At 60.7% G+C, this 570-nt stretch carries 1 pseudogene; it reads left to right on the top strand.

The features are described from left to right. A pseudogene (locus HMPREF9440_RS01910) lies at nucleotides 1-570 on the top strand (hypothetical protein); the annotation flags it as partial.

The following is a 570-nucleotide window of genomic DNA, read 5'->3' as shown; positions in this document are numbered from 1 at the left end:
GTGGAAAACATCCCGGCGCGGGTGCTTCGATACGGCCACTACATCGTCAAGTCCGTGCTCGACGACCTGGGCCTCAAGCCCAAGCTCGATTACCTGAAGCGGACGAAATACCCCCGGTGCCAGTTCAACGTCTCGGCCATTGCCTACTTCCTGATCGCGCTCCGAGCTCTCGCCCCCAGCTCCAACAAGCACGCCTACGACATTCAGGGCAAGTTCCTCGGGAACCCGATCGGCGGGACGGATCTTCACCAGGCATACCGTGTGCTCGACATCCTCGGAGAGCGAAAGGATGAGATCCTCTCCGGGGTGAACAACGCCGTGACCAAGGAGACGAACCGCAACTTCCGGATGGTCTTCTTTGACGTCACGAACTGCTACTTCGAAGCGCCCTACAACGATGAGGAATACGCGGAGATGCGCGCCGCGCGTGAAGGAAGGACGCTTACCGAAGAGGAACGCGAGGCCGCACGCTTCCGGATGCAGGGGCCGTCGAAGGAACACCGCTTCGACCTGCCGCTCGTCTCCGTAGCGATGGTCATCGACAACGAGGGAATCCCCGTCGACTTCGAC

It is taken from the genome of Sutterella parvirubra YIT 11816 (assembly GCF_000250875.1).
Classification (GTDB): Bacteria; Pseudomonadota; Gammaproteobacteria; order Burkholderiales; family Burkholderiaceae_F; genus Sutterella; species Sutterella parvirubra.
The sequence above is the reverse complement of the archived record's forward strand: the minus strand, read 5'-3'. Positions and strand labels throughout refer to the sequence as shown.